Origin of the sequence: Salmonella sp. 741265073_HBA (assembly GCF_046569105.1) — a bacterium.
Taxonomy (GTDB): Bacteria; Pseudomonadota; Gammaproteobacteria; order Enterobacterales; family Enterobacteriaceae; genus Salmonella; species Salmonella enterica.
In genome coordinates this window covers 1-24,255 of the sequence record NZ_JBKFRY010000003.1, presented here as the reverse complement: position 1 = coordinate 24,255, position 24,255 = coordinate 1, and the positions used below count along the sequence as shown (strand labels likewise).

Sequence of the window (24,255 nt, the reverse complement as noted above, 5' to 3'; positions counted from 1 at the left end):
TGCCTGGGCAATAGTATCTGACGAAATTAATTACTTGCCGGGGCAACCATTTTGAAAAGCACCAGTGATCTGTTCAATGAAATCATTCCGCTGGGTCGCTTGATCTACATGGTAAATCAAAAAAAAGATCGCCTGTTAAATAACTATTTATCCCCGCTGGATATCACCGCAACACAGTTTAAAGTGCTGTGCTCGATACGCTGCGCGGGATGTATTACCCCGGTTGAACTTAAAAAAGTGCTGTCTGTCGATCTCGGCGCATTGACGCGGATGCTCGACCGCCTGCTGTGCAAAGGCTGGATCGAAAGACTGCCGAATCCTAATGACAAACGCGGCGTACTGGTGAAGCTAACGCCGGACGGCGCGGCAATTTGTGAGCAATGTCATCAACGACCAGGGCAAGACCTGCATCAGGAATTAACAAAAAACTTAACGGCGGACGAAGTGGCAACGCTTGAGTATTTGCTCAAGAAAATTCTGCCGTAGACAAAAAAGAGGTATGACGATGTCCAGACGCAACACTGACGCTATTACTATTCATAGCATTTTGGACTGGATCGAGGATAACCTGGAGTCGCCGCTCTCACTGGAAAAAGTGTCTGAGCGTTCAGGATATTCCAAATGGCACCTGCAACGGATGTTTAAAAAAGAGACCGGTCATTCATTAGGTCAATACATCCGCAGCCGTAAAATGACGGAAATCGCGCAAAAATTAAAAGAGAGCAACGAGCCCATTCTCTATCTGGCGGAACGCTATGGCTTTGAGTCACAGCAAACATTGACCCGGACGTTCAAAAACTATTTTGATGTGCCGCCACACAAATACCGGATCACCAATATGCATGGCGAATCACGGTATATGCTGCCGCTGAACCATGGCAACTACTAGTTTGTTTATGCGCCACGCGAAGAGCACCATGAAAATGCTGTTTCCCGCCCTGCCGGGTCTGTTACTTATCGCCTCCGGATATGGCATTGCAGAACAAACTTTGTTACCTGTGGCGCAAAATAGCCGCGATGTGATGCTGCTGCCCTGTGTAGGCGATCCGCCAAATGACCTTCACCCCGTGAGCGTGAACAGCGATAAGTCAGATGAATTAGGCGTGCCCTATTATAACGACCAACACCTTTAACCTCTTTGCCCCGTTTTGCGGGGCATTTTTTTAGTACCATCTGGCGATGACAAGTCCGCCGCTATTACCTCGCGGCATGGTCTGAAATTAGCGCTTGTCTTCTTAGTAACATAATGCCTCATCCCCTGACGCGCGCAGTACGGCGCACACGAAATCCAAACACATTGATATAGAGTCCAGCCATAATCAGTACTGCGCCCGCAAGCTGCATCCCGGTCAACGTTTCCCCGAGTAACACCGCGGCGCTCGCCAGCCCGACTACCGGCACCAGCAATGATAACGGCGCCACGCGCCAGGTCTCATAGCGCCCCAGTAACGCGCCCCAGATGCCGTAGCCAAGTATAGTGGCAACAAAAGCCAGATAAAGCAGCGACAATATCGTCGTCATATCGATGGTAATAAGGCTTTGCGTAATGTGATCCGCCCCCTCCAGTAGCAGCGATGACAGCAGGAACGGCAGGATCGGGATCAGCGCGCTCCAGACCACCAGCGACATCACCGCCGGGCGCGGACTATGTTGCATAATTTTTTTATTAAAGATATTGCCGCAGGCCCAGCTAAATGCCGCCGCCAGAGTCAGCATAAATCCCGACATCGCTATATGCTGTCCGTTGAGACTGGCTTCAATCAATACCAGTACACCTATAATCGCCAGGGCGATTCCCGCCAACTGCTTACGTTGTAACCGCTCGCTAAAAACAAACGCCCCCAAAGCCATGGTAAAAAAGGCCTGCGCCTGTAATACCAACGACGCCAGTCCTGCGGGCATACCAAACTTTATCGCGCAAAAGAGAAAGGCGAACTGCCCAAAGCTTATCGTCAGCCCATAGCCCAGTAACAGCGTAAGCGGGACTTTAGGCCGGGCGACAAAGAAAATTGCCGGAAACGCCACCAGTAAAAATCGTAATCCTGCCAGCAATAATGGCGGCATATGGTGCAGGCCTACTTTGATGACAACAAAATTGAGCCCCCATACGACAACCACCAGTAACGCCAAAAAACCGTCTTTACGCGACATTATCGGCCCCTGTCATTATTAAAATTTTGTAAAAAGGTAAGTTATCGGAAATCAGTGCGCCATAACAGGACTTTTCTTTTTACCGTGAGCATGGCATTGAACAACACACGATGGGCAAAATCCTGCGTTATGGTATGTTAAGACTACGCTATAGCGTATAGACATCATGCTTTTGCGGGCACGGTAGATTAAAACGTCCCGATACGTAACCTCCATTTCAGGCAGGAAAAATGAATCCAGGATTGAGACGTTCGACGTTGGCTCTACTCGCCTCATCGCTGTTATTGACAATTGGACGCGGTGCCACGCTCCCCTTTATGACCATCTATCTTAACCGTCAGTACGGTTTAGGCGTGGATCTGATTGGCTACGCGCTGACCAGCGCGTTAACGATTGGCGTCGTCTTTAGTCTTGGCTTTGGGATTCTGGCAGACAAGTTTGATAAAAAGCGCTACATGTTACTCGCGATTATCGCCTTCGCCTGCGGGTTTATCGCCATCCCAATGGTGCATAATGTCGTACTGGTTGTCCTGCTTTTTGCGCTTATTAACTGCGCCTATTCGGTTTTTTCTACCGTCCTGAAGGCCTGGTTCGCCGATAACCTCACCGCGACAACAAAAACGCGGATTTTTTCGCTCAACTATACCGTACTCAATATCGGCTGGACGGTTGGCCCGCCGCTCGGCACGCTGCTGGTGATGCAAAGCATCAATTTACCCTTCTGGCTTGCCGCCATCTGTTCCGCATTTCCGCTGGTCTTTATTCAGGTATGGGTGACACGTTCGGTTGCCGCCAGCGAGGGGAAAAATGCCGCTATCTGGTCTCCCTCCGTTCTGCTGCGCGACAAAGCATTATTGTGGTTTACGCTTTCGGCATTTCTGGCCTCCTTTGTGGGGGGCGCCTTTGCGTCCTGTATTTCACAGTACGTTATGGTCGTTGCCGATAGCGGCTTCGCGGAAAAAGTGGTAGCCGTCGTCCTGCCGGTTAATGCGGTTATTGTGGTCAGTTTGCAATACGCCGTGGGCCGTCGACTTACCGCCGTCAATATTCGACCAATGATGACGACCGGCACCGTCTTTTTTATCGCCGGGCTCATCGGATTTATTTTTTCAGGCGACAATCTGTTTTTTTGGGGGCTTTCAGCGGCAGTATTCACGATTGGCGAAATTATTTATGCCCCCGGCGAATATATGTTAATTGACAACATTGCGCCTGCCGGGATGAAAGCCAGCTATTTTTCAGCGCAATCGCTGGGCTGGCTGGGTGCGGCGCTAAACCCGCTGGCCAGCGGCGTCATCCTGACGACACTTCCCGCCTGGTCGCTTTTCGTTGTCCTGATAATCGCCATTGTGTTCGCCTGGGCACTGATGTTAAAAGGAATGCGGATTACCCCTACGCAACAGGCTATCACCTGTTAATTATCTGCAGCCAGTGATGTGCGCCGTTTCTGGCGCACTGGGTTAACCCTATATATTGCAGGCTAATTATCTGCTGTCACTGCGATAATTCAGGAATATTCCTGGGCGCTGACGAAAATATTCTAATGCTTTACCCTTCCAGTAAAATAAATACGCAATTCAGACTTTGCTTAAGTATAAATTAGTACTATAGTCTGTACGAGGTTTTTTAAAAAAGAGGATGCACGCTAAAATAAGGAGAAACGAGATGTTAGGCAGTATTAACCTTTTTATCGTTGTATTAGGAATTATTTTATTTTCCGGATTTCTGGCCGCCTGGTTCAGTCACAAATGGGATGATTAATGAACGGAGATAATCCCTCGCAGAGCCGGCCCCTTGCTACATCGTTGCGCAAGGGGCCGCTTTTGTCTGGATGGCAGGCAAAAAAAACCGCCGGTTCACCAGCGGTAAATGCTTGCATGGATAGATTTGTGTTTTGCTTATACGCTACCGGGCAAATTCTTGCGAGGATAACGGATCGCTAACGACTGTAGCACCGTCAATATCAATGAAGCTTAAACGATACGCAACCAGACCTGAATAAGACATTATGGGACCTTTTGTCCCCCAGGCGCTTTTACAAGACCCATGGTATCAGGCCAGCCGCGTGCCCCGTATGGCTGACCTGGAGATTGCCGGTTAGCGCGCGTTATTTTTGCAGTCGGTTCACGCGAACAAGCGGTTCCTTCGCTTTCTTGTCCAGACTACCGTTAATGTTGATCATTTGATCCGGCTGAACTTCCCGCCCATCAAATACGGCGGAAGGAATTATCACGTTAATCTCGCCGGACTTATCACGAAATACATAGCGATCGTCGCCTTTATGATCAATAAGGTTGCCGCGCAGCGAAACGGTCGCGCCATCATGCAGGGTTTTTGCCTGTTCGATGGTCATTTTTTCTGCATCATCCGTACCACGATAACCATCCTCAATAGCATGAGGCGGCGGCGGTGCCACGTCTTTTTTTAATCCCCCTTGATCATCCGCTAGCGCGTAAGGCATTATCAGAAAACTTAAAAATGCAGCCACCTGTAGTTTCATGCTCTCTCCTTAATAACGTCTATTTGACGTATTAAGTCTGGCCGCTATTTTTAGTTTTTACAAACATGAATTTATCCGCAGAATATTAAGCAATAAAATCAACCCATCCGGATTAATATGCAACCGACATCAGCGCCGGTGAGCGCGAAAGCGTAACGGCGTAATAGTTAACTTGCCACATAGCTGAAGTCATATGTATCAACGTCTGGATAGCAATTCAGAATAATCGGCTTTATTTTTTGAGGATAATGGCCTTACGCATAATCAATGACAGTCATCGCCGTAAGAAAGTAAGCAAGTTATGCAACAGCGGGTTTGTTGGTAACTGGATAAAATAATCATTCACTGACAATGTCATAAAATAAATATGCCATACTTGAGAAGAACGAACAGATTTCATTTATCTCTGTAACGGAAAAATAAACGATGAGATTAGAACAGCACGATATTGTCACCCTTGATGAAGCCGAATCCGTCGATAGCCTGACAAAAAAACTTGGTGATTTACTGGTTAACCAGAAACTCCGTCTGACCACTGCAGAATCCTGCACTGGCGGGAAACTGGCTTCAGCATTGTGCGCAGCAGAAGATACGCCCTCATTTTACGGTGTGGGTTATGTCACCTTTACTGATGAAGCCAAAGCAAAAATCTTACGCGTACAACGCCACAGTCTTGCCGAACATACCGCCGTCAGCGAAGCGGTCGTTACTGAAATGGCAAAGGGCGCTAAGGATCAGGCTGAGGTCAATATCAGCATAGCGATCAGCGGCTATGGCGGTCCGGAAGGCGGCGAAGATGGCACGCCGGCGGGCACCGTTTGGTTTGCCTGGAATATTAACAATACAACTTTTACAAGCCGACAACATTTCAACGGAGATTGTCAGGAAGTATTGGAAAAATGCGTACGCTTCGCCCTCGCTGAATTGCTTTTTCTGTTAACGAAGAAAGCATAAACAATAATTTCATCTGACCGGTCAGAATAACTCTCGGTCAGAATAAAAAAATGCGAGCCTATGGCCCGCATCGTATGCGCAATATTTCAGAATATATTTACGAAATATCAGGAGTAAAATTAATTGCCGGATTTCCGTCCGCCACTGTGGCTGTTCTGGCCACCTTTTTTACCCGCTTCAGATGCACGCTGTGGGTCGTTTTTAAAGTTCCCACCGCTATGCTGGCCGCCTTTACGACCTGCTTCTGAGGCTTTCTCTTTATCTTCTGCAAAATTACCGGAACCGCCGCGATGTTCTGCCATAATATAATCCTCATGATGATGTTGCGTTTTAAATATGATATGTCTTCTCATATCATGTGATACAGTTCTAAATCTAGTCGCCCTGTGCGCAGTGTCAAATTCATTTCTGCATTATTTACATAATACAGACGCATGGCGGAAAATATATTTTTTGAAAACGTTAATAGCGAAGCGGTAATAAATCTTTGGCAATCAAGCCACCACAGGGAAATAAGTAGAAAAATCCGAATGCACGCCCTCTTTATATTCAGACAATTTAACCCCAGAAATTTAACTGGCTGCCATCAGAAGTGCAGGACTCATTTTCAGGCGGTTGTTCGACAGTGCCGAACAACCGTATCAGCTTAGCGATCGAGCCCACGATATTGCAACATGGGGTCAATATGCGGTTCATGTCCACGCCAGTCTGAATAAAGCGTTTCTAAATCAGTACTATTCCCCCGGGAAAGGATAGCATCACGAAAACGCTGCCCGTTTTCACGCGTCAGGCCGCCCTGCTCTACAAACCATTGATAACCGTCATCCGCTAACATTTGCGTCCACAGGTAGGCGTAGTATCCCGCTGCGTAGCCGCCGCCGAAGATATGGGCAAAATAACTGCTGCGATAGCGGGGCGGCACTGCCGGTAAATCAAGATGCTCGGCGGCCAGCGCCTGCTGCTCGAACTCAGCAACAGACTGCTCTGCTACGCTCTCCTCCAGCATATGCCATCGCATATCCAGCAATGCGGCGCCGAGCAATTCAGTCATATCGTAACCTTTATTAAATAAACTCGCCTTGCGCATTTTTTCCTGTAAATCAGCAGGCATTTTTTCACCGCTGTCGACATGACGCGCGTAGCGTTCGAACACACGTGGATGGCTTGCCCAATGCTCATTAATCTGGGAGGGAAACTCGACAAAGTCGCGGGGCGTATTGGTACCTGAAAGCGTGGCATAGCGCTGGACGGCAAACAAACCATGTAGCGTATGACCAAACTCATGGAAGAGCGTAATAACGTCGTCCCAAAGCAGTAATGCAGGCTGCCCATCAACAGGTTTCTGATAGTTACAAACATTGTATATAACGGGCCGGGTTTCATTGAGTGTGGATTGCTCGACAAAATTCCCCATCCACGCGCCGCCGCTTTTCGAGTCCCGCGCGAAGAAGTCGCCATAAAATAACGCCATGCCGACACCATCGGAGTCGAAAATCTCCCATACCCTAACATCAGGGTGGTACACCGGAATGTCAAAACGCTCGACGAAGGTGATGCCGAATAGCTGGTTGGCGGTCCAGAAAACCCCCTCTTGCAACACCGTATTTAAGGCAAAATAGGGCTTCAGTTGCGCTTCATCTAACGCATATTTTTCCCGCCGTACCTGTTCGGCATAGAACATCCAGTCCCAGGCCTGAACGGTGTAGCCGCCCTGCTCACCATCAATGACGTTCTGAATTTCCGCCTGTTCATTGAGTACCCGCTGACGCGCTGGCGGCACAATGCCACGCATAAAGCTCAGTGCGGCTTGCGGCGTTTTCGCCATCTGATCGGCCATTTTCCATGCGGCATAATTGGGGAAACCCAGCAGTTTTGCCTGACAGCGACGAATCTCTACCAGACGCTGAACGATAGCGCGGGTATCGTGGGCATCTCCTTTTTCCGCCCGAGTCCATGACGCTGCGAATAAATTTTCGCGGGTCTGGCGATCGCGCAGCGTAGCAAGCGCAGGCTGTTGCGTCGTATTAAGGAGCGGAATGAACCAGCGCTCCTCCAGGCCTTTTTCACGCGCCGCTTCAGCAGCGACGGTCATTTCTTCCGGGCTTAATCCTGCCAGGCAATGCGCGTCATCGACCGCCAGCCCGCCCGCTTTACTTGCCGCCAGCAGACGCTGATTAAACTGACTCATTAAGGTCGCGGATTCAGTATTCAATACCTTCAGTCGCGCTTTATCCTCTTCGGCCAGCTGCGCGCCTGCCAACACAAAACGCTGATGGATAACATCGACCAACCGTAGCGACTCATCATCCAGCCCCAGTGAGTGACGCTGTTGCCAGACGGCATCCACGCGAGCGAATAACGCGCTATTCAGATAAATATCGTTGGAGAGCGCCGCCAGCTCGGCAGAAAAGGCCTCATCCAACCGCTGGAGTTCATCGTTAGTGTGCGCGGCCGTCATCGCGAAAAAAACGCTGGTGACGCGTGACAGAAGCGCCCCGCTTTGCTCCAGCGCCAGAAGCGTATTCGTAAAATCAGGGGCCGCCGGATGATTGACGATGGCCTCGATTTCCACGCGTTTTTGCCGTACGCCCTCATCAAAAGCAGGACGATAATGGCAATCTTTGATCCGATCAAAACGCGGTGCCTGATAAGGCAACATACTCTGGTCTAACAAAGGATTCGTCGACATTTTTCACTCCTGAAAATAGGTTGATCATAAGAGTAAACTTCCCCCTATGCTGACCGCAACCGTGTTAACCAGGATTACCCTTTCATAAACGCCGCGTGCTATGGTAATACAACACAAAAAGCGTTGAGGAACTGTGTGATGATCGTTTTAGTAACTGGAGCAACCGCAGGGTTTGGCGAGTGCATTGCACGCCGTTTTGTTGAGAATGGACATAAAGTCATTGCCACGGGACGTCGTCATGAACGCCTGCAAGCGTTAAAAGATGAGCTTGGCGAGAACGTATTGACCGCCCAACTGGACGTGCGCAACCGCGCGGCCATCGAAGAGATGATGGCCTCTCTGCCTGCGCAGTGGCGCGATATTGATGTGCTGGTCAATAACGCCGGCCTGGCGCTGGGTCTTGAACCGGCGCATAAAGCCAGCGTAGAAGACTGGGAAACTATGATCGATACTAATAATAAAGGCTTAATTTATATGACCCGCGCCGTGCTGCCAGGAATGGTCGAACGTAATCGCGGTCATATCATTAACATCGGTTCAACCGCCGGCAGTTGGCCTTATGCTGGTGGCAACGTCTATGGCGCGACGAAAGCCTTTGTGCGCCAGTTTAGCCTGAATTTGCGCACGGATTTACACGGCACGGCGGTTCGCGTGACCGACATTGAACCGGGTCTGGTTGGCGGTACCGAGTTTTCCAGCGTCCGTTTCAAAGGCGACGATGAGAAAGCGGGTAAAACCTACGAAAATACCACCGCGCTCACGCCAGAAGACATTACCGAAGCGGTATGGTGGGTGGCCACACTCCCCGCGCATGTGAATATTAATACCGTTGAGATGATGCCTGTTACCCAATCCTTCGCAGGGCTCAGCGTCCACCGTAGCTAAGGGGTTATACCCGGTCTGCGGGCCGGGTAATCCCTGGCAAACGTATCTGCAACCAGAAACATGAAAGGTATAGACCACCACGGAAAAGTGGTAGAGTATCCGGGTCAACCGCCTAAAAAGTAAGAATGAATGACCGTCGAAACGCAGCTTAACCCTACACAGCCAGTCAACCAGCAAATTTACCGTATTCTTCGGCGTGATATCGTGCATTGTCTGATCCCGCCTGGCACGCCGCTATCAGAAAAAGAGGTCTCAACCCGTTTTAACGTTTCGCGTCAACCGGTGCGCGAGGCTTTTATAAAGCTGGCGGAAAATGGGTTGATTCAGATCCGCCCTCAGCGCGGTAGTTATGTGAATAAGATTTCGCTTTCTCAGGTACAGAATGGCTGTTTTGTACGGCAGGCGATCGAATGCGCGGTGGTCCGCCGTGCGGCGGCGATGATCACCGACAACCAGTGCTATCAACTGGCGCAAAACCTGCACCTGCAACATATTGCCATCGAGCGCAAACAGATTGATGATTTTTTCCAGCTTGATGACGATTTCCACCAAAAGCTGGCGCAGATCGCCGATTGCCAGTTAGCGTGGGATACCATTGAAAATATCAAAGCGACAATCGACCGGGTTCGCTATATGAGTCTGGATCATGTTTCTCCGCCGGAGATGTTGTTGCGCCAGCACCATGATATTTTCTCCGCGCTGGAAAATCGTGACGGCAATGCGGTTGAGAGCGCAATGACCCAGCATTTGCAGGAAATTAGCGAATCCGTTCAGCTTATCCGTCAGGAAAACAGCGGCTGGTTTAGCGAAGACTAACCCCCTTTAACGTCAGGGTGAGACGCCTTCTCCGCTTTCTCACCCTGCACATTCCCGCCTAAAAAGCCGTGAGCTTGATCAAAAACAAAAAAAATCCGCAACGATAAGCGTATTTATATGTCGCCCGTCATGCGGGGGGAAACCTGCGGGCTTTGGCAGTAAGTTTGAAAGGAGAAAACACCATGATGACATACGATCGTAACCGTAACGCAATCACTACCGGTAGCCGGGTCATGATAAGCGGCACGGGTCATACCGGGATTATCAAAGCCATTGAGAGCGAAGGTCTGGATGCAGGTCAAATTCGCCGCGGCAAAACGGTGATTGTCGAAGGTTGTGAAGGTAAATTCGCGCCGGTCGAACTGATCCGTCTTGGCATGAACTGATACCACTGGCCGCTAAGAACCGCTCCGGCCTTCCCGGTAGCATAATGCTACCGGGTCTCTGTTGCGCTATTTCAATCGCTCGGCATATTTCGCCACGCTCGCTTTCGCGCCATATGTCAGTAAACTGTCATAGGCTTCTTGCACTTTTTGCGTAAACCGCGCCGCCTGCGGCAAATCGTTGCCGAAAATTTCTGCCATTCCCAGCAGCGCCTTAACACGACTGGCGCCTTCTTCACTGTTTGCCACGGCGCGCTGAATAACCGGCAATAGCGGATCGCTAATGTCGATCGCCTTGCCCTGTTCATCCACGCCACCAACGTAACGCATCCACCCCGCCACGCCCAGCGCCAGCAAATCAAAATCGCTATGATTAGCAAGATGCCAGCGAACGGAGTCCAGCATACGCTGCGGAAGTTTCTGGCTACCATCCATCGCAATCTGCCAGGTACGATGACGCAGCGCCGGATTACGGTAACGCGCAATCAACTGATCGGCATAACGCTGTAAATCTACCCCCTGGACTTTCAGCGTGGGCGCCTGCTCGCGTAACATTAACGCCTGCGCGGTCAGACGATAGTTGTCGTCAGCCATGCAGTCATTAATATGCTGATAGCCGGCAAGATACCCCAGATAAGCCAGGAAAGAATGACTGCCGTTAAGCATTCGCAGTTTCATCTCTTCAAACGGAACCACGTCGGCGACCAACGTCGCGCCCGCGTTTTCCCACTGCGGACGCCCCGCCACAAACGTATCTTCTATCACCCACTGACGAAACGGTTCGCAGGCGACGCCCGCCGGATCGCGCACGCCGGTCAGTTGTTCGATTTTATCCAGCGTCTCCGGCGTGACCGCAGGGACAATCCGATCAACCATGGTTGACGGAAATGTCACGTTTTGCTCGATCCATATCGCCAGTTCCGCATCCACCTCCCGGGCGTAAGCCGTCACAACCTGACGTGTCACATGCCCATTTTCCGGCATGTTGTCGCAGGACATCACGGTAAATGCCGGTAAGCCTGCGGCTTTACGACGCGCTAACGCTTCGACAATAATACCCGGTGCCGTTAGCGGTTGATGCGGATTTTGCAGGTCGGCGGCAATCATGGGATGTTCCAGCAGAAGTTGGCCCGTGGCTGGCGAATGACAATACCCTTTCTCGGTAATGGTCAGAGACACAATCGCTATTTGCGGTTCGCACATCGCCGCCAGCACACGTTCCAGACCATCAACCTGAACATGCAACGCCGCTTTGACGACGCCCACCACACGCGCCGTCCAGGCTTCCGCCGACATCTCCGCCACGGTATAGAGGTTATCCTGCTGCTTTAGATCGGCAATCTGCTGTTCGCCGCCAATAAGATTAACCTCATAATAGCCCCAGTCGCTATGCTGCTCCGCAGCCAGAATATCTGTATAAACCCCCTGATGCGCGCGATGAAACGCGCCAAAACCGAGATGGACCATCCGCGCCACCAGCGCCGCGCGATCGTAATCAGGAAGCGTCGCCTTTGCCGATAAAAGCCTGTTTTGCATTTTATAACCTCTATATTCTGAAAGCGGAACAGTCGCAGAGTAACGCCTGCCCTGGTACATTTGGATTTACGCTAATTAAACAAAAGTGACCGGACAGCATGGCCGAAACCGCATTAGCGTTCCGGTCATACCGTCGACACGATTTAACTCGTCTGGGTTGCGGAGTGGCGTAACTTCTCTGCCGCTGTCGCTTCCGCCGCATCCTCAGGCAAGCTCAGATCGCGATCTCTGACCTCCGGCATCAACAACGCAGAAATCAGACCAATACACGAGTAGAGCACCAGCATAATTAAGATGGGCAGCCAGGAATCGGTCATGTTACAAAAGATCCCCGCAAGAACAGGGCCAAAGCCAACCGCCACCAGGCCTCCTGCCTCTTTTGAAATCGCCATCCGGGTGAAGCGATTACGCGATCCGAAAATTTCCGCCATGGTGATGTTTTCCAGCGCAAATAATCCCAGCACGGCAAAGTTATGAATAACAATGAGCGCCGCCATAATTACGCCAGGGCTATACGTTTTATCTACCACAATAGACAGCATCGGCCAGGCGAGAATAATCGCGGAGATATTCAATATTATATACGGCAGCCGACGACCGTATTTATCGGACAACCACCCCAAGAGTGGGATAGTGATAAAACCAATTACGGAACTTATCATTAACGCATCGGTTGGGATAGATTTGTTAAATAATAACGTCTGAACTAAATATCCGGCAAGGAAGGTTTGAATAAGCCCCGAATTCCCAGCTTGTCCAAAACGTAAACCGGTGGCCAGCCAGAAAGATTTGCTGGTAAACATCGCGCCCAATGTATTTTCTGACGCAGGCGTTAACGCTGGCGATTTTTCGCCTTCGCTTACTTTTTCGAATACCGGACTTTCTTTCAGATTCATTCGCAGCCAGATCGCGAATATCATGACAACGACGCTCGCCAGGAAAGGAATACGCCATCCCCAGGCGATCAGCTGTTCGCGTTCAAGCGCAAAGAACATCACCGCCCAGATCGCCGTCGCGCTCAACGTACCGCAGTTGGTGCCCATCGCAACCAGCGAGGAAATGATGCCACGCTTTCCTTTCGGCGCATACTCGGCCAGCATGGTACCCGCGCCGGAAATTTCCGCCCCGGCGCCCAGCCCCTGTATAATTCGCAATGTCACCAGTAATACTGGCGCAAAAATGCCGATTTGCGCATACGTCGGCAGTACGCCAATCAGCGTGGTGCAGATCCCCATCATGGTGATGGTAATAAACAATACTTTTTTTCGTCCGATGCGGTCGCCCATTTTACCAAAAACAAAGGCGCCGATAATTCTGGCTATATAACCTGCACCATAGGTGCCCATTGCCAGAATAAGCGCCATCGCGGCAGACTGTTCCGGGAAAAATATCTCATGGAAGACCAGAGCCGCGCCTAGTGAATATAACTGAAAATCCATAAATTCAAGCGCGGTGCCTAACCAGCCAGATACGGCAGCGCGCACTAAATCCTGAGTCGATCGTTCATGCTTTATTTGTGTCATATAGGCAATCTCTAAGAGGTAAGATGCGTACCACTTACTCGCAATTATTTATATTATTTCGCAAACGTGAGTAAGACTTTGCAGCATTGACGCTGGTCTTTCTCGAAAAGCTCAATCGCGTCGGTGACATGTTGATAATCAAATGTATGCGTTATCAGCTTATCCGGATCAATAAGCCCTTTATTCAGCCAGTCAATCACGACCGGGAATTTATTGGCATTAAGACGCGATGAATAAATAGCCAGCTCTTTTCCGGTAATACCCTGCTGTACAATCTCACACGGGTCGCTGGAAAATCCCATCAGGACAATGCGTGCCGCAGGCGATGCGAGGGTAATCGCCTCTTGCAGGATAGCGGGATGACAGGCGGCATCGACAATCAAGGTCGGTTTTAGCGCCTTCTGCTGTAGAAATTCCGCCAGTGAATGTTGACCATTATTGAGGGTCCAGTCAGCGCCGCTCTGCTTCGCCATCGCTAAACGCTCTTCAATGCGATCAACGACTATGACCGTTTTAACCTGATAAACCCCCTTCAGCGCCTGTACGGTCGTCAGTCCCATCGGGCCTGCGCCATAGATAAGCGCCACGTCCTGCTCGGTCGGATTCACCTGCCCCGTCACATTTGCCGCAATGGTAAACGGCTCAACCATGACGGCATGATGATCTGCGATGTTGTCCGGTATGCGATGAGCATTACGGGCCGGCGCCACCGCATACTCGCTGAAACCGCCGTCACGATGCACGCCCAGCACCACCAGCGAGGTACACACATTGGGTTTACCAACTGAACAAGGGTAACAATGCCCGCAACTGATCACCGGATCGACGGATACCCGTTCTCCTATCCGGTCGTGATTGACGTTGTCGCCTACCGCGTCGATGACACCGAAAAATTCATGGCCTATGACACGAGGATATTTTGCAAAGGGATTATGTCCCCGATAAATATGACTGTCGGAACCGCAGATACCCGCCAGTTTCACTTTAATGCGAACTTCGCCCGGCGCAGGCTGCGGAAGCGCGCGCGTTTCGATAGTTAATGTATTCGGTTTTTCGATTACGATGCTTTTCATTTTTCGCTCCTTACCAGTTCCACAGTGTGCCGTCTTCCAGGCGGGCCACCGGCAAATAGGCTGGATCGTACGGATATTTCGCCGCCAGTTTTTCATCGAACTCAATGCCCAGTCCTGGCTTGTCGCCCGGATGCATATAGCCGCCCTCGAACGTCCAGTTATGCGGGAAAACCTCCAGCATCTGTTCGGAGTAGCCCATAAACTCCTGCACGCCAAAGTTAGGCACCCACAGGTCGAAATGTAATGCAGCGGCCATACAAACCGGCGACAGATCGGACGGCCCATGCGAACCGGTACGCACCTGGTAGAGCGAGGCAAAATCGGCAATGCGGCGCATCCCGGTAATACCACCGGCATGGGTAAGCGTGGTGCGGATATAGTCAATCAATTGCTCTTCAATGAGCTGTTTGCAATCCCAGATACTGTTAAAGACTTCGCCTACGGCAATCGGCGTGACCGTATGCTGGCGGATGAGGCGGAAGCACGCCTGATTTTCAGCCGGCGTCGGGTCTTCCATCCAGAACAAACGATAGTCTTCAATACATTTGCCAAAGCGGGCAGCCTCAATAGGCGTCAGTCGGTGATGCATATCGTGCAGAAGATGTTCATTAAACCCGAACGTATTACGCACGGCGTCAAACAGCTTTGGCGTAAAATCGAGATACTTTTCCGTTGACCACAATTGTTCTTCCGGCCACTGGCCTTTTGTCGCGGGCTCATAGGCCAGCCCCTTGCCTTTCGCCATGCCGTAGGTGGTTTTCATCCCCGGAACGCCGCACTGCACGCGGATTGCTTTGAACCCTTGCTCTTTATGACGCGCGTAGTCTTCCAGCACATCGTCGATGGTGTGACCTGTGGTATGGCAATACACCATGACGCCTTCACGAGAAGCGCCGCCGAGTAACTGATACAACGGCATATTGGCGGCTTTGGCTTTAATATCCCATAGCGCCATATCAACCGCGGAAATGGCGGACATGGTGACAGGGCCACGGCGCCAGTACGCGCCTTTGTAGAAGAACTGCCAGATATCTTCGATGCGGCGAGCATCCCGCCCGATGAGCTGTGGGCACAGGTGATCGGTAAGGTACGAGGCCACCGGGAGCTCGCGTCCGTTCAGGGTGGCATCCCCCAGACCGGTGATCCCGTCTTCCGTGGTTATCTTTAAGGTGACGAAGTTACGCCCTGGACACGTAACAAAAACTTCAGCCCCTACAATCTTCATGTTTATTCCTTACATCGCATTATGGGATGCAGGAAATTTACCCAACTGAGCTACTACCATACAAGTATATTGATGTAAAAAGCGCTGCCAGATCACAAAATGTTCTGGTCGCGCGGCAATGTTACGTACGTCCCCATCCGACGACGATAATCAGCATTCCACACAGCGCGATCAGCGCACCGCACCAGTCATAAACCGTGAGCCGGACGCCATCGACAACACGTAACCACAGGAGCGCAGTACAGACATATACCCCACCGTAAGCCGCATAAACCCGCCCACTCGCCGCCGGATGCAAGGTCAAAAGCCAGACGAATAACGCGAGTGACGCGGCAGCGGGCAGAAGCCACCACACGCTGGCGCCGCGCTTAAGCCATAGCCAGGGAAGAAAACATCCAATGATTTCACAGAGGGCGGTGACAAAGAAAAGCAGAGTCGTCTTTAGCATGAGATTCATTTGGTTACGAAATGATAAGTGATAATACAACAGAATATCGTTACGGTTATCCGGCCATTCTTGTGTATATGCCAGGCATAAGGATTGGTGTAGAATTTACAGGTGGTTTACCGCTTTTTCCCCTCTAATGAAAGGATGTTGTGATGAACAATACGCTGAGCAAACGCCTGTGCCTGACGGCAATGCTTACGTTGGCGGCCGTTGTATATACTACTTCCGCATTCGCTGAAACCAGTAAACTGGTGATTGAATCGGGAGATAGCGCACAAAGTCGTCAGGAAGCGGCGATGGAAAAGGAACAATGGAACGACACTCGCAGTCTGCGTCAGAAAGTGAATACCCGCGCAGAAAAAGAGTGGGACAAAGCCGATGCCGCCTTTGATAACCGCGATAAATGCGAGCAAAGCGCCAACATCAACGCCTATTGGGAACCCAATACGCTGCGGTGTCTGGATCGTCGTACAGGTCGCGTTATTACGCCCTGATGCAGGATAACTAAAAGGAAGTGTAAGGATACAGTATGACAAGTGACTACAAGGTCAGACTGCGCCCGCTTGAGCGTGAAGATTTACGATTTGTCCACCAGCTTGATAATAATGCCAGCGTTATGCGTTACTGGTTTGAAGAGCCGTATGAGGCTTTTGTCGAACTGTCGGATCTCTACGACAAACACATCCACGACCAAAGCGAACGGCGCTTTGTCGTCGAATGCGACGGTGAAAACGCCGGGCTGGTAGAACTGGTGGAAATTAACCATGTGCATCGGCGGGCGGAATTTCAGATTATTATTTCGCCGGAGTACCAGGGAAAAGGCCTGGCGTCACGCGCGGCCAAACTGGCGATGGATTACGGATTTACCGTACTCAATCTCTATAAATTGTATTTGATCGTCGATAAAGAGAATGAAAAAGCGATTCACATCTACCGTAAACTCGGGTTTAGAGTAGAAGGCGAGCTAATTCATGAGTTCTTCATTAACGGCGAATACCGTAACACCATCCGCATGTGTATCTTCCAGCAACAGTATCTGGATGAACATAAAACGTCCGGTTCTACGCTCCTGAAACCCACCGCGCAGTAAACGCGGCGCGGTAGTCACGGAGAATCGCACCGCGCCCGGTTTAGTAGTAATCGATACGATTTTTAATGGTGTAATGGTGGGATACTGCCGGCTTAACGCTCTCATCGACGATAACAAGCCGGCAGTCAACAGGGTTCGCGTACGCATCATATTCGCAGCTCTGTGTGACGTTGCCGACCTGTCGATCATCCACCCGGCTGACTGCCGTGTAATCCAGCTTTTTACGCGGGTCCGCGGAGGGTTTTGCCGTCACAGAGAGCGTATTCTGCGAGTTTATGGTTGTCTTACCTAACGGATAGCCTTCGCTATCATAGCGGTACTCGACCTTCATCTCTTTGCCCGTCGCCGATACCACAAAACCGTTGTCGTCCGTTTCCCAGGTCACACCCGCCGAAGGCAACGCCGCCAGCTGGCACTTCCCCTGTAACTGCACCTTTTTTTCCAGCGTCTGAGCATCCCGGTAATAATTGGCATCCAGCACGAGCGCCAGCCCCGTATTATTCTCCAGATCGTGTAACTCAAGCGTATCAAAACAGCCTTCCTGTGAAAGCGTACCGGTGACCTGCTTCGCCACTTCGCCATTCTCACTCATCAATGTCTGGCTGAAATCCTTTACCGGACCACGTAATGGATCAAAATCAAATTCGTTCGAAAAACTGGCCATTTCCGGCGTAAAAGACTCAAGGGATTTCGGGTTATCACAACCTGCCAGTATCATGCACAATAACGTCAGTAAAAGGGGGTTCTTCACACGTATCACCAGGATGAAAAGATATTTATCATCATATTAGCAAATACAGTTATTTACACGAAAAATGCTAAGCTTAGAACATCGTCATTAATCACAGGAGTTCATGATGAAAATCGCAACTGCAATAGCCGCTCTGGCGTTAGTCAGCGCCCCCTCGCTGGTGATGGCGGCACCGGGATCGTGCGAGAGAGTAAAAAGCGATATTGAACAACGTATCATCAATAACGGCGTGCCGGCGGATAATTTTACGCTCACTATCGTTCCTAACGACCAGGCCGATCAGCCGGACTCACAGGTGGTGGGCCATTGCGCGAACGACACGCATAAAATTCTTTATACCCGCACCAGCAGCGGCAATGCGCCAGCCAATACCTCTCCCGCTCAGGACGGTTCATCCGCCGAACCGCAATAACCTCCTCCTGCCCTCCGGGTCCGGAGGGTAACGCTCTTTGACATGGATTAATAATCCTTACTCCCAAAGGGGTAAACTCATTACATCATTAGCATGTTAATAATTTCGTTATAGTTATCAATATATAGCGAAATAATAACGACAATGGAGTGAGTGATGCCCGGAGAAAAGCAACAAACAGGCGTTAGCCGCAGGACGTTAGTGAAATCAGCGGCGCTTGGCTCACTGGCGCTGGCTGCCGGAGGCGTATCTTTACCGTTTGGGATGCGTACCGCGGCCGCGGCGGTGCAGCAGGCCATGCGCAACGAAGAAGATAAAATCGTCTGGGGCGCCTGTTCGGTCAACTGCGGCAGTCGCTGCGCCCTGCGTTTGCATGTAAAAGATAATGAAGTCTGGTGGGTTGAAACTGATAACACTGGCGACGATGTCTACGGCAATCATCAGGTTCGCGCCTGTCTGCGGGGCCGTTCAATCCGTCGGCGCATTAACCATCCGGATCGCCTTAACTATCCCATGAAACGCGTTGGCCGCCGCGGAGAAGGCAAATTTGAACGCATTAGCTGGCAGGAAGCGCTGGACACCATTAGCGCCAGCCTGAAAAAGACCGTAGAGACCTACGGCAATGAAGCCGTTTATATCCACTATTCATCCGGCATCGTAGGCGGCAACATAACCCGCTCGTCGCCTGCCGCCTCGCCGGTGAAGCGTTTGATGAACTGCTACGGCGGTTCGTTGAGTCAATACGGCTCATACAGTACCGCGCAAATTTCTTGCGCCATGCCCTACACCTATGGCTCCAACGACGGCAACAGCACGTCTGATATCGAAAACAGTAAACTGGTGGTCATGTTCGGCAATAATCCGGCTGAAACACGCATGAGCGGCGGCGGCATTACCTGGTTTCTGGAGCAAGCGCGTGAACGCTCAAATGCGCGCATGATCGTGATAGATCCGCGCTATACCGATACCGCTGCCGGACGTGAAGACGAGTGGATACCGATTCGCCCCGGCACCGACGCCGCGCTGGTGGCGGGAATTGCCTGGGTATTGATTAACGAAAATCTCGTTGACCAGCCTTTTCTCGACAACTATTGCATCGGCTACGATGAAAAGACCCTTCCGGCTGACGCGCCCCCCAATGGCCATTATAAGGCTTATATTTTGGGCCAGGGCGAGGACGGTATCGCCAAAACGCCGCAGTGGGCATCGCATATTACCGGCATCCCCGCCGATCGGATTATCAAACTGGCGCGCGAGATAGGTAGCGTCAAACCGGCCTACATCTGTCAGGGTTGGGGGCCGCAGCGTCAGGCGAACGGCGAACAAACCGCTCGCGCCATCGCCATGTTACCGATTCTGACCGGCAACGTCGGCATTCATGGCGGTAACAGCGGCGCACGCGAATCTACTTACACCATTACCATTGAACGTCTGCCGGTCCTGGAGAATCCCGTTAAAACCGCCATCTCCTGCTTTAGCTGGACGGACGCCATTGCGCGCGGCCCGGAAATGACCGCCCTGCGCGACGGCGTACGCGGCAAAGATAAGCTGGATGTCCCGATCAAATTTCTATGGAACTACGCTGGCAACACCCTGATTAATCAGCATTCGGATATTAATAAAACCCATGAAATTCTTCAGGATGAAACGAAATGCGAAATGATTGTGGTCATCGACAATTTTATGACCTCTTCCGCGAAGTACGCCGATATTTTACTGCCGGATCTCATGACCGTCGAACAGGAAGATATCATCCCCAATGATTACGCCGGCAATATGGGATATCTGATTTTTATCCAACCGGCGACGACGCCTAAGTTCGAGCGCAAGCCCATCTACTGGGTACTCAGCGAAATCGCCAGACGCCTCGGCGACGATGTGTATCAGCGGTTTACCGAAGGCCGTACCCAGGCGCAATGGCTGCAATATCTGTACGCCAAAATGCAGGCAAGAGATCCGGCATTGCCCGCGTATGACGAGCTGAAAAAAATGGGCATCTATAAACGCAAAGATCCCAACGGCCATTTTGTCGCCTATAAAAAATTTCGTGAAGATCCGCAGGCCAATCCGTTAAAAACGCCGTCCGGTAAAATCGAAATCTACTCGAGCAAACTCGCTCATATCGCCAGTACCTGGGAGCTGGCGGAAGGCGACGTGATAAGCCCACTGCCGATTTATACCCCTACTTTTGAAGGATGGGACGATCCGAAACGGAGCACCTTCCCGCTACAGTTGTTTGGCTTTCACTATAAATCCCGTACCCATTCAAGCTACGGCAATATTGATGTTCTGCAGGCCGCCTGTCGCCAGGAGGTGTGGATAAATCCGCTCGATGCGCAAAAACGCGGTATCGCGAATGGCGATAAGGTTCGCGTCTTTAACGATCGTGGAGAGGTGCTTCTACCCGCCAAAGTCACGCCGCGTATTCTGCCGGGCGTCAGCGCGATGGGTCAGGGCGCATGGCATAATGCGGATATGGCTGGCGATAAAATTGACCACGGCGCCTGCATCAATACGCTCACGACGCTGCGTCCTTCCCCCCTGGCAAAAGGGAATCCTCAACATACAAATCTGGTGGAAATCGAAAAAATCTAAGCCGCCTGCTCCGGGACGTTTTTACGCGCCCGGAGCTCCCCGTTTTGCGAACACAACGACATTTAAAACTCTTTTTTGGATGAGCATAGTGAGCTGTTATGAAAATCACCAACCCTGAGGCATTAATGGCGGCCAGTATCAGCCGACGAAGCCTGGTGAAAACCTCCGCTATCGGTAGCCTTGCGCTTGCCAGTAGCGCTTTCACCCTTCCGTTCTCCCGCATCGCCCACGCCGCAGCAGATCTCGCATCTGGCAATGTGGCAGAAAAAGCGGTCTGGAGTTCATGTACCGTTAACTGCGGCAGCCGCTGCCTGCTGCGCCTGCACGTAAAAGATGACACCGTATATTGGGTTGAGTCGGATACCACGGGCAACGATGAATATGGCAACCATCAGGTACGCGCCTGCCTGCGCGGTCGTTCTATTCGTCGCCGGATGAATCATCCCGATCGCCTGAAATATCCGATGAAACGCGTTGGTAAACGTGGAGAAGGCAAATTCGAACGTATCAGTTGGGATGAAGCGTTGGATACCATCGGCGATAACCTGAAACGTATCCTCAAGGATTACGGCAACGAAGCGGTACATGTGCTTTACGGTACCGGCGTGGACGGCGGCAATATTACCAATTCTAACGTACCGTATCGCCTGATGAACGCCTGCGGCGGCTATCTCAGCCGTTACGGTAGCTACAGCACCGCCCAAATCAGCGCGGCCATGAGCTATATGTTCGGCGGCAACGACGGCAACAGTCCGGATGATATCGCCAATACAAAACTGGTGGTGATGTTTGGCAATAACCCCGCGGAAACACGTATGAGCGGCGGCGGCGTGACATACTATGTCGAACAGGCGCGCGAACGCTCCAACGCCCGGATGATCGTGATTGACCCGCGTTATAACGACACTGCCGCCGGCCGCGAAGACGAGTGGCTGCCGATTCGCCCTGGTACCGATGGCGCGCTGGCGGCGGCAATCGCCTGGGTGCTGATTACCGAAGATCTTATTGATAAACCGTTTCTGGATAAATACTGCATCGGCTACGACGAAACCACTCTGCCCGCCTCGGCCCCGCGTAACGCGCACTATAAAGCCTATATTTTGGGTCAGGGCGAAGACGGTATTGCTAAAACGCCGCAATGGGCCGCGCAGATTACCAGTATTCCGGCGGAAAAAATCATTCAACTGGCGCGGGAAATCGGCTCGGCGAAACCGGCTTACATTTGCCAGGGCTGGGGACCGCAACGCCACTCTAACGGGGAGCAGACCGCACGCGCAATCGCCATGTTGTCTGTACTCACCGGTAACGTCGGCATAAATGGCGGTAATTCCGGCGTGCGCGAAGGCACCTGGGATCTGGGCGTCGAATGGTTTTCTATGCTGGAGAACCCGGTAAAAACCCAGATTTCGGTCTTTACCTGGACCGACGCTATCGATCATGGCGCGGAAATGACCGCCACACGCGACGGCGTGCGGGGAAAAGACAAGCTCGACGTGCCGATCAAATTTTTGTGGTGCTACGCCAGTAATACGCTGATCAATCAGCATGGCGATATCGCCCACACCCACGAGGTGCTTCAGGACGACAGTAAATGTGAAATGATCGTCGGCATCGAGCACTTTATGACCGCGTCGGCAAAATATTGCGACATTCTGCTGCCTGATTTAATGCCGACCGAGCAGGAAGATCTGATTTCCCACGAATCCGCAGGCAATATGGGCTATGTCATTCTTGGTCAGCCCGCCACCTCGCCGAAATTTGAAAGAAAGCCCATTTACTGGACGCTCAGTGAAGTGGCTAAACGGCTTGGTCCGGACGTATACCAGACCTTCACAGAAGGCCGCACGCAGCATGAGTGGGTCAAATACCTGCACGCAAAAACCAAAGCGCGTAACCCGGAAATGCCGGATTACGAAGAGATGAAACAGACAGGGATTTTCAAGAAAAAATGCCCGGAGGAGCACTACGTCGCTTTCCGCGCCTTCCGCGAAGACCCTGCCGCCAACCCACTGAAAACGCCGTCCGGTAAAATCGAAATCTATTCCGAGCGTCTGGCAACCCTCGCCAACACGTGGGAGCTGAAGAAAGATGAGATTATCCATCCTTTACCCGCCTATACGCCAGGCTTTGACGGTTGGGACGATCCGCTTCGTCAGCGCTACCCGCTACAGCTAACCGGCTTCCACTATAAAGCGCGTACCCACTCCAGCTACGGCAATATCGACGTCCTGCAACAGGCGTGTCCGCAGGAGATCTGGATCAACCCGATTGATGCGCAAGCGCGCGGCATTCAGCACGGCGACACCGTGCGGGTCTTTAACCAGAATGGAGAGATGCTCATTCCGGCAAAAGTCACGCCGCGCATATTGCCTGGCGTCACCGCTATCGGCCAGGGCGCCTGGTTAAATGCCGACATGTTTGGCGACAAAGTCGATCGCGGCGGCTCCATTAACATTCTGACGTCGCACCGACCTTCCCCACTGGCGAAAGGTAATCCGTCACACAGTAATCTTGTTCAGGTTGAAAAGGCGTAAGGAGTAACCGATGACAACCCAGTATGGATTTTTTATTGATTCCAGTCGTTGTACCGGTTGCAAAACCTGCGAACTGGCCTGCAAGGACTACAAAGATCTCACTCCCGACGTCAGTTTCCGGCGGATATATGAATACGCAGGTGGCGACTGGCAGGAAGATAACGGCGTCTGGCACCAGAACGTCTTTGCCTACTATCTCTCCATCTCCTGTAACCACTGCGAAGACCCGGCCTGTACCAAAGTCTGCCCGAGCGGCGCGATGCACAAGCGCGATGACGGTTTTGTGGTGGTGAACGAAGAGGTCTGTATCGGCTGCCGCTACTGCCACATGGCCTGCCCGTACGGCGCGCCGCAGTACAACTCCGCCAAAGGTCATATGACCAAGTGCGACGGCTGTTATGACCGGGTGGCGAAAGGCAAGAAACCGATTTGCGTGGAATCCTGTCCGCTGCGGGCGCTGGACTTTGGTCCGATAGACGAACTGCGCAAAAAACACGGTGAGCTGGCTGCCGTCGCGCCGCTGCCGCGCGCGCATTTCACGAAGCCGAATATTGTGATTAAACCCAACGCCAACAGCCGCCCGACCGGGGACACTACCGGTTATCTGGCCAATCCGAAGGAGGTATAAGATGGGAAGTGGATGGCATGAATGGCCGTTGATGATCTTCACGGTCTTTGGTCAGTGCGTGG

At 51.6% G+C, this 24,255-nt stretch carries 26 protein-coding genes; 16 read left to right on the top strand and 10 right to left on the bottom strand.

What is annotated here, in order from left to right; genetic code table 11:
• The first annotated feature begins 51 nt into the window (after positions 1-51).
• Genes marR through marB form a run of 3 tightly spaced genes read left to right on the top strand, consistent with a single transcriptional unit; the run spans position 52 to position 1,133 of the window.
• On the top strand, positions 52-486 hold the full coding sequence (gene marR, locus ACLD3P_RS05010) for a multiple antibiotic resistance transcriptional regulator MarR (protein WP_000843434.1): 435 nt from the start codon (positions 52-54) through the stop codon (positions 484-486).
• A 19-nt stretch (positions 487-505) separates the two neighbouring features.
• A complete protein-coding gene (gene marA, locus ACLD3P_RS05005) occupies positions 506-889 on the top strand; it encodes an MDR efflux pump AcrAB transcriptional activator MarA (protein ID WP_000091194.1) in 384 nt (127 codons plus the stop codon).
• Between the two features lie 28 nt (positions 890-917).
• A complete protein-coding gene (marB, locus tag ACLD3P_RS05000; protein WP_000783049.1) occupies positions 918-1,133 on the top strand; it encodes a multiple antibiotic resistance protein MarB in 216 nt (71 codons plus the stop codon).
• Positions 1,134-1,251: 118 nt separating this feature from the next.
• Here marB and eamA read toward each other — a convergent pair whose 3' ends face one another.
• Positions 1,252-2,154 (bottom strand): O-acetylserine/cysteine exporter, encoded by a 903-nt coding sequence (eamA, locus tag ACLD3P_RS04995; RefSeq protein ID WP_000987750.1) that lies wholly within the window; start codon positions 2,152-2,154, stop codon positions 1,252-1,254.
• A gap of 227 nt (positions 2,155-2,381) precedes the next feature.
• Between eamA and ydeE the strand changes: the two genes are divergently transcribed.
• Complete coding sequence (ydeE, locus tag ACLD3P_RS04990; RefSeq protein WP_024797879.1) at positions 2,382-3,569, top strand: efflux MFS transporter YdeE; 1,188 nt, start codon at positions 2,382-2,384, stop codon at positions 3,567-3,569.
• 247 nt (positions 3,570-3,816) lie between these two features.
• Complete coding sequence (gene mgtS, locus ACLD3P_RS04985) at positions 3,817-3,912, top strand: protein MgtS (protein WP_000901531.1); 96 nt, start codon at positions 3,817-3,819, stop codon at positions 3,910-3,912.
• A gap of 346 nt (positions 3,913-4,258) precedes the next feature.
• On the opposite strand, the gene ACLD3P_RS04980 is transcribed toward mgtS, so the two are convergent.
• Complete coding sequence (locus tag ACLD3P_RS04980) at positions 4,259-4,651, bottom strand: YdeI family stress tolerance OB fold protein (RefSeq protein WP_000776348.1); 393 nt, start codon at positions 4,649-4,651, stop codon at positions 4,259-4,261.
• Between the two features lie 426 nt (positions 4,652-5,077).
• Here ACLD3P_RS04980 and ACLD3P_RS04975 point away from each other — a divergent pair, with 426 nt between their 5' ends.
• Positions 5,078-5,605, top strand: a complete 528-nt coding sequence (locus tag ACLD3P_RS04975; protein ID WP_115286038.1) for a 2-oxo-tetronate isomerase — start codon at positions 5,078-5,080, stop codon at positions 5,603-5,605.
• Between the two features lie 119 nt (positions 5,606-5,724).
• On the opposite strand, the gene ACLD3P_RS04970 is transcribed toward ACLD3P_RS04975, so the two are convergent.
• A complete protein-coding gene (locus ACLD3P_RS04970) occupies positions 5,725-5,907 on the bottom strand; it encodes a general stress protein (RefSeq protein WP_000807642.1) in 183 nt (60 codons plus the stop codon).
• A gap of 344 nt (positions 5,908-6,251) precedes the next feature.
• A complete protein-coding gene (dcp, locus tag ACLD3P_RS04965) occupies positions 6,252-8,294 on the bottom strand; it encodes a peptidyl-dipeptidase Dcp (RefSeq protein ID WP_000106262.1) in 2,043 nt (680 codons plus the stop codon).
• 138 nt (positions 8,295-8,432) lie between these two features.
• Between dcp and ydfG the strand changes: the two genes are divergently transcribed.
• The 3 genes from ydfG (at position 8,433) to ydfZ (ending at position 10,381) form a co-directional block, all read left to right on the top strand.
• On the top strand, positions 8,433-9,179 hold the full coding sequence (ydfG, locus tag ACLD3P_RS04960) for a bifunctional NADP-dependent 3-hydroxy acid dehydrogenase/3-hydroxypropionate dehydrogenase YdfG (RefSeq protein ID WP_000636564.1): 747 nt from the start codon (positions 8,433-8,435) through the stop codon (positions 9,177-9,179).
• Positions 9,180-9,308: 129 nt separating this feature from the next.
• Complete coding sequence (locus ACLD3P_RS04955; RefSeq protein ID WP_000215562.1) at positions 9,309-9,995, top strand: GntR family transcriptional regulator; 687 nt, start codon at positions 9,309-9,311, stop codon at positions 9,993-9,995.
• Between the two features lie 182 nt (positions 9,996-10,177).
• On the top strand, positions 10,178-10,381 hold the full coding sequence (ydfZ, locus tag ACLD3P_RS04950; protein ID WP_000989267.1) for a putative selenium delivery protein YdfZ: 204 nt from the start codon (positions 10,178-10,180) through the stop codon (positions 10,379-10,381).
• Positions 10,382-10,447: 66 nt separating this feature from the next.
• On the opposite strand, the gene ACLD3P_RS04945 is transcribed toward ydfZ, so the two are convergent.
• The 5 genes from ACLD3P_RS04945 to ACLD3P_RS04925 all read right to left on the bottom strand — a co-directional run bounded on the left by ACLD3P_RS04945 (position 10,448) and on the right by ACLD3P_RS04925 (position 16,183).
• The gene (locus ACLD3P_RS04945) at positions 10,448-11,914 is read right to left on the bottom strand and encodes a mannitol dehydrogenase family protein (protein WP_097362337.1); all 1,467 of its coding nucleotides are present in this window, start codon (positions 11,912-11,914) and stop codon (positions 10,448-10,450) included.
• A 143-nt stretch (positions 11,915-12,057) separates the two neighbouring features.
• On the bottom strand, positions 12,058-13,437 hold the full coding sequence (locus ACLD3P_RS04940; RefSeq protein WP_000192118.1) for an MFS transporter: 1,380 nt from the start codon (positions 13,435-13,437) through the stop codon (positions 12,058-12,060).
• A gap of 53 nt (positions 13,438-13,490) precedes the next feature.
• Positions 13,491-14,510 carry a Zn-dependent oxidoreductase gene (locus ACLD3P_RS04935; RefSeq protein WP_000836487.1) on the bottom strand — a complete coding sequence of 340 codons (1,020 nt, stop codon included), beginning with the start codon at positions 14,508-14,510 and terminating at the stop codon, positions 13,491-13,493.
• A gap of 10 nt (positions 14,511-14,520) precedes the next feature.
• Complete coding sequence (rspA, locus tag ACLD3P_RS04930; RefSeq protein WP_000706264.1) at positions 14,521-15,735, bottom strand: starvation-sensing protein RspA; 1,215 nt, start codon at positions 15,733-15,735, stop codon at positions 14,521-14,523.
• A gap of 121 nt (positions 15,736-15,856) precedes the next feature.
• Entirely contained in the window at positions 15,857-16,183 is a 327-nt protein-coding gene (locus tag ACLD3P_RS04925; RefSeq protein WP_000921389.1) for a YnfA family protein, read from the bottom strand.
• Between the two features lie 152 nt (positions 16,184-16,335).
• Between ACLD3P_RS04925 and ACLD3P_RS04920 the strand changes: the two genes are divergently transcribed.
• Positions 16,336-16,677, top strand: a complete 342-nt coding sequence (locus ACLD3P_RS04920; RefSeq protein WP_001066440.1) for a DUF1283 family protein — start codon at positions 16,336-16,338, stop codon at positions 16,675-16,677.
• 35 nt (positions 16,678-16,712) lie between these two features.
• Complete coding sequence (gene speG / locus ACLD3P_RS04915) at positions 16,713-17,273, top strand: spermidine N1-acetyltransferase (protein ID WP_000199997.1); 561 nt, start codon at positions 16,713-16,715, stop codon at positions 17,271-17,273.
• Between the two features lie 40 nt (positions 17,274-17,313).
• On the opposite strand, the gene ACLD3P_RS04910 is transcribed toward speG, so the two are convergent.
• Positions 17,314-18,024 carry a YnfC family lipoprotein gene (locus tag ACLD3P_RS04910; protein ID WP_063916816.1) on the bottom strand — a complete coding sequence of 237 codons (711 nt, stop codon included), beginning with the start codon at positions 18,022-18,024 and terminating at the stop codon, positions 17,314-17,316.
• A 103-nt stretch (positions 18,025-18,127) separates the two neighbouring features.
• On the opposite strand from ACLD3P_RS04910, the gene ACLD3P_RS04905 reads away from it, so the two are divergent.
• The 5 genes from ACLD3P_RS04905 to ACLD3P_RS04885 form a co-directional block, all read left to right on the top strand.
• Positions 18,128-18,436: a DUF1161 domain-containing protein gene (locus tag ACLD3P_RS04905; RefSeq protein ID WP_000975516.1), complete on the top strand. Its 309-nt coding sequence runs from the start codon at positions 18,128-18,130 to the stop codon at positions 18,434-18,436.
• Positions 18,437-18,592: 156 nt separating this feature from the next.
• Positions 18,593-21,031 (top strand): selenate/tellurate reductase subunit YnfE, encoded by a 2,439-nt coding sequence (gene ynfE / locus ACLD3P_RS04900; RefSeq protein WP_411006373.1) that lies wholly within the window; start codon positions 18,593-18,595, stop codon positions 21,029-21,031.
• A gap of 98 nt (positions 21,032-21,129) precedes the next feature.
• A complete protein-coding gene (ynfF, locus tag ACLD3P_RS04895; protein WP_000705282.1) occupies positions 21,130-23,565 on the top strand; it encodes a selenate/tellurate reductase subunit YnfF in 2,436 nt (811 codons plus the stop codon).
• Between the two features lie 10 nt (positions 23,566-23,575).
• Positions 23,576-24,193: a dimethylsulfoxide reductase iron-sulfur subunit DmsB gene (gene dmsB / locus ACLD3P_RS04890; protein ID WP_000213077.1), complete on the top strand. Its 618-nt coding sequence runs from the start codon at positions 23,576-23,578 to the stop codon at positions 24,191-24,193.
• A 1-nt stretch (position 24,194) separates the two neighbouring features.
• The coding region (locus ACLD3P_RS04885) for a DmsC/YnfH family molybdoenzyme membrane anchor subunit (RefSeq protein ID WP_001545491.1) at positions 24,195-24,255 on the top strand (61 nt) is incomplete at its 3' end.

Coding starts and splice junctions, on each gene's coding strand:
- marA (WP_000091194.1), top strand. CDS start 506: ATGTCCAGACGCAACACTGACGCTATTACTATTCATAGCATTTTGGAC.
- marB (WP_000783049.1), top strand. CDS start 918: ATGAAAATGCTGTTTCCCGCCCTGCCGGGTCTGTTACTTATCGCCTCC.
- ydeE (WP_024797879.1), top strand. CDS start 2,382: ATGAATCCAGGATTGAGACGTTCGACGTTGGCTCTACTCGCCTCATCG.
- mgtS (WP_000901531.1), top strand. CDS start 3,817: ATGTTAGGCAGTATTAACCTTTTTATCGTTGTATTAGGAATTATTTTA.
- ACLD3P_RS04980 (WP_000776348.1), bottom strand. CDS start 4,651: ATGAAACTACAGGTGGCTGCATTTTTAAGTTTTCTGATAATGCCTTAC.
- ACLD3P_RS04975 (WP_115286038.1), top strand. CDS start 5,078: ATGAGATTAGAACAGCACGATATTGTCACCCTTGATGAAGCCGAATCC.
- ACLD3P_RS04970 (WP_000807642.1), bottom strand. CDS start 5,907: ATGGCAGAACATCGCGGCGGTTCCGGTAATTTTGCAGAAGATAAAGAG.
- dcp (WP_000106262.1), bottom strand. CDS start 8,294: ATGTCGACGAATCCTTTGTTAGACCAGAGTATGTTGCCTTATCAGGCA.
- ydfG (WP_000636564.1), top strand. CDS start 8,433: ATGATCGTTTTAGTAACTGGAGCAACCGCAGGGTTTGGCGAGTGCATT.
- ACLD3P_RS04955 (WP_000215562.1), top strand. CDS start 9,309: ATGACCGTCGAAACGCAGCTTAACCCTACACAGCCAGTCAACCAGCAA.
- ydfZ (WP_000989267.1), top strand. CDS start 10,178: ATGATGACATACGATCGTAACCGTAACGCAATCACTACCGGTAGCCGG.
- ACLD3P_RS04945 (WP_097362337.1), bottom strand. CDS start 11,914: ATGCAAAACAGGCTTTTATCGGCAAAGGCGACGCTTCCTGATTACGAT.
- ACLD3P_RS04940 (WP_000192118.1), bottom strand. CDS start 13,437: ATGACACAAATAAAGCATGAACGATCGACTCAGGATTTAGTGCGCGCT.
- ACLD3P_RS04935 (WP_000836487.1), bottom strand. CDS start 14,510: ATGAAAAGCATCGTAATCGAAAAACCGAATACATTAACTATCGAAACG.
- rspA (WP_000706264.1), bottom strand. CDS start 15,735: ATGAAGATTGTAGGGGCTGAAGTTTTTGTTACGTGTCCAGGGCGTAAC.
- ACLD3P_RS04925 (WP_000921389.1), bottom strand. CDS start 16,183: ATGCTAAAGACGACTCTGCTTTTCTTTGTCACCGCCCTCTGTGAAATC.
- ACLD3P_RS04920 (WP_001066440.1), top strand. CDS start 16,336: ATGAACAATACGCTGAGCAAACGCCTGTGCCTGACGGCAATGCTTACG.
- speG (WP_000199997.1), top strand. CDS start 16,713: ATGACAAGTGACTACAAGGTCAGACTGCGCCCGCTTGAGCGTGAAGAT.
- ACLD3P_RS04905 (WP_000975516.1), top strand. CDS start 18,128: ATGATGAAAATCGCAACTGCAATAGCCGCTCTGGCGTTAGTCAGCGCC.
- ynfE (WP_411006373.1), top strand. CDS start 18,593: ATGCCCGGAGAAAAGCAACAAACAGGCGTTAGCCGCAGGACGTTAGTG.
- ynfF (WP_000705282.1), top strand. CDS start 21,130: ATGAAAATCACCAACCCTGAGGCATTAATGGCGGCCAGTATCAGCCGA.
- dmsB (WP_000213077.1), top strand. CDS start 23,576: ATGACAACCCAGTATGGATTTTTTATTGATTCCAGTCGTTGTACCGGT.